Genomic DNA, 2,970 nt, shown 5'->3' on the forward strand with positions numbered 1-2,970 from the left:
GTCGCACGGGAGCGTGCGGCCGGCCGCCGGGAAGGGTGGGTGGCGGGATCAGCCCTGCGGGTGGTGGGCCGGGATCGGCGGGAGCTCGCCGGTGGCCTCGTACTCGCTCAGCATCTCGATCCGGCGGGTGTGCCGGGGCTCGCCGCTGTACGGGGTCTTGAGGAAGACCTCGACGAACTCGGTGGCCTCCTCGACGGTGTGCATCCGGCCGCCGATGGAGATCACGTTGGCGTTGTTGTGCTGACGGCCGAGCTCGGCGGTCTGCGTGCTCCAGGCCAGCGCGGCCCGGACGCCCTTGACCTTGTTGGCGGCGATCGCCTCGCCGTTGCCCGAGCCGCCGATCACGATGCCCAGCGCCTCCGGGTCGGCGGCGGTGCGCTCGGCGGCGCGCAGGCAGAACGGCGGGTAGTCGTCCTCGGCGTCGTAGATGTGCGGCCCGCAGTCGACCGGCTCGTGGCCGGCCCCCTTGAGCCACTCCACGAGGTGGTTCTTCAGTTCGTATCCGGCATGGTCTGAGCCCAGGTACACGCGCATGCCCATGAGTGTGGCATGCGCGTGCGCCCGGGCCCGACAACGGGGGCGTCGGCCGGTGCGCCCGCGGGGCGGGGTCAGCGCCGGCCGAGCAGCTTCCAGGCCAGCGGCAGGGCGCCGGCGGCGAAGGCCGCCTTGAGGGCGTCGCCGACCAGGTACGGGTAGAGGCCGAGCTCGGCGGCGCGGGCGAGCGACACGTGCAGCGTCAGGGCGAGGTACGGGACGCCGACCGCGTAGATGGCCAGGCTGCCGAGGACCATGGTGGCGGCGGTGTTGACCGGGGTGCGGTCGGCGCCGCGGCGGGCCAGCGCGCCGGTCACGGCGGCGGCGAGGACGAAGCCGAGCACGTACCCGAAGGAGGGCATGGCCCAGCCCGAGGTGCCCTCGGCGAACCAGGGCAGGCCCGCCATGCCGGCCAGCAGGTAGAGCGCGAGCGAGGCGATGCCGCGGCGGGTGCCGAGCGCGGTGCCGACCAGCAGGGCGGCGAAGGTCTGGCCGGTGACCGGCACCGGCGAGCCGGGGACGTTCACCGACAGCTGGGCGGCCACGCCGGTCAGCGCGGCGCCGCCGGCCACCAGGGCCAGGTCGCGGGCCTGGGCGCCGAGGCGGGTGGAGGCGGCGGGCAGCAGGTCGGCGAGGACGGCGCGTCGCGGTATCGGGGCGGTGGCAATGGCCATGGGAGCTCCTCCAGGAGAGTCCAGGTGAGTGAACACCTGTGAACCTACGCGGTGATCCACTGGGCGAACGGGGTCGGTTTCGGACAAACCCCTGCCCTCGGGGGTTGTCGGAACCGACCGTCGATCACCGTCGGGCAGCGAGTGATCACGGTGGGTTCCGGTGAGGTCCGCATGGTGAGCCCGGAACGATCATCTTTGGCATGCACAGCGATATCGCCGGATATTGGACATCTCATACCGCTTACCGCACAGCAGTCTGGATCCATCCCTTATGGCCCCCACCCCCGCACCTCCGGCGAGCGGGACGCCCAACGGCACCCGCCCGGCCGCGAGCCCGGCGTCGGGACAGCAGCTCACCCACGGCCTGAAGCAGCGCCACCTGTCGATGATCGCCCTCGGCGGCGTGATCGGCGCCGGCCTCTTCGTCGGCTCCGGCGCCGGCATCGCGGCCGCCGGCCCGGCGATCATCCTCGCGTTCGTGCTCTCCGGCCTCCTGGTCATGCTGATCATGCGGATGCTCGGCGAGATGTCGGCCGCCCGCCCCGCCTCCGGCTCGTTCTCGGTGCACGCCGAGAACGAGATCGGCCCCTGGGCCGGAGTCACGGCCGGCTGGATGTACTGGGTGATGCTGTGCTGCGGTGTCGCCGCCGAGGCCACCGCCGCCGGGAAGATCGTCAACGGCTGGATCCCGGGCGTCTCCGTCTGGGTCTGGGTCGGCCTGTTCATGGTCTTCTTCTGCTCCAGCAACCTCACCGCGGTGAAGAACTTCGGCGAGTTCGAGTTCTGGTTCGCCGCGATCAAGATCACCGCGATCATCGCCTTCCTGGTCCTCGGCGGGCTCGGCGTCGCGGGCGTGATCGGCCCCGGCGCCCCCGGCGTCGAGAACCTCACCGGCCAGGGCGGCTTCCTGCCCAGGGGCACCGACGGACTGATCGTCGGCCTGCTCGCCTCGGTCTTCGCGTACGGCGGCATGGAGACCGTGACCATCGCCGCCGCGGAGTCCGACGATCCCAGGAAGAACGTCGCCAACGCCGTGCGCACCGCGGTGTGGCGGATCGCGATCTTCTACATCGGCTCGATGGCCCTGGTGGTCTCCCTGGTGTCCTGGAAGGACCCGAAGGTCGTCGCCGACGGCCCGTACGTCACCGTGCTGAGCCACCTCGGGGTGCCCGCCGCCGGCGTGATCATGCAGGTGGTGGTGCTGATCGCGCTGCTGTCCGCGATGAACGCCAACATCTACGGCGCCTCCCGGATGGCGTACTCGCTGGTCGGCCGCGGCCAGGGCCCCAAGGCGCTGGCCAAGGTCAGCGGCGGGGTGCCGCGCCGGGCCGTGCTGGCCTCCTGCCTGTTCGGCTTCGGCGCCGTGCTGGCCTCCAAGTTCTGGCCGGACACCGTGTTCACCTGGCTGATGAACACCACCGGCGTGGCGATCCTGGTGGTCTGGCTGTTCATCTGCGTGTCCCAGCTGCGGATGCGCCGGCGGCTGGAGCGCGAGGCGCCCGAGCTGCTCACCGTGAGGATGTGGGGCTACCCGTACCTGACCTGGGTCGCGCTGGCCGGCGTGGTCGGCATCCTCGCCCTGATGACCACCACCTCGGGCAACCGCGACCAGCTGTACGCGGCCGGCGTGCTCGTCACGGTCCTCAGCGTCGTCGGGCTGCGAAAGCAGCGCCGGGACGCCGCCGCCCCGGCCGAGCGGCAACCGCACTGACCCTCCGCACGCACGCACGGCGAGGGCCCGGCACCGAATCGGTGCCGGGCC

At 72.0% G+C, this 2,970-nt stretch carries 3 protein-coding genes; 1 reads left to right on the forward strand and 2 read right to left on the reverse strand.

Going from position 1 to position 2,970, the window contains the following annotated elements; all coding sequences use genetic code 11:
• Positions 1–48: 48 nt before the first annotated feature.
• Both ACFRAR_RS38470 and ACFRAR_RS38475 read right to left on the reverse strand, forming a co-directional pair.
• Positions 49–534 carry a ribose-5-phosphate isomerase gene (locus ACFRAR_RS38470; protein WP_380705061.1) on the reverse strand — a complete coding sequence of 162 codons (486 nt, stop codon included), beginning with the start codon at positions 532–534 and terminating at the stop codon, positions 49–51.
• Between the two features lie 74 nt (positions 535–608).
• Entirely contained in the window at positions 609–1,208 is a 600-nt protein-coding gene (locus ACFRAR_RS38475; protein WP_380705063.1) for a biotin transporter BioY, read from the reverse strand.
• A 271-nt stretch (positions 1,209–1,479) separates the two neighbouring features.
• On the opposite strand from ACFRAR_RS38475, the gene ACFRAR_RS38480 reads away from it, so the two are divergent.
• Complete coding sequence (locus ACFRAR_RS38480) at positions 1,480–2,919, forward strand: amino acid permease (RefSeq protein WP_380705065.1); 1,440 nt, start codon at positions 1,480–1,482, stop codon at positions 2,917–2,919.
• Positions 2,920–2,970: the final 51 nt, after the last annotated feature.

It is taken from the genome of Kitasatospora sp. NPDC056651, assembly GCF_042792155.1.
Taxonomy (GTDB): Bacteria; Actinomycetota; Actinomycetes; order Streptomycetales; family Streptomycetaceae; genus Kitasatospora.

What these genes read in the sequence shown, in the direction of transcription:
- ACFRAR_RS38470 (WP_380705061.1), bottom strand. Translation starts at nt 534, where the DNA reads ATGCGCGTGTACCTGGGCTCAGACCATGCCGGATACGAACTGAAGAAC.
- ACFRAR_RS38475 (WP_380705063.1), bottom strand. Translation starts at nt 1,208, where the DNA reads ATGGCCATTGCCACCGCCCCGATACCGCGACGCGCCGTCCTCGCCGAC.
- ACFRAR_RS38480 (WP_380705065.1), top strand. Translation starts at nt 1,480, where the DNA reads ATGGCCCCCACCCCCGCACCTCCGGCGAGCGGGACGCCCAACGGCACC.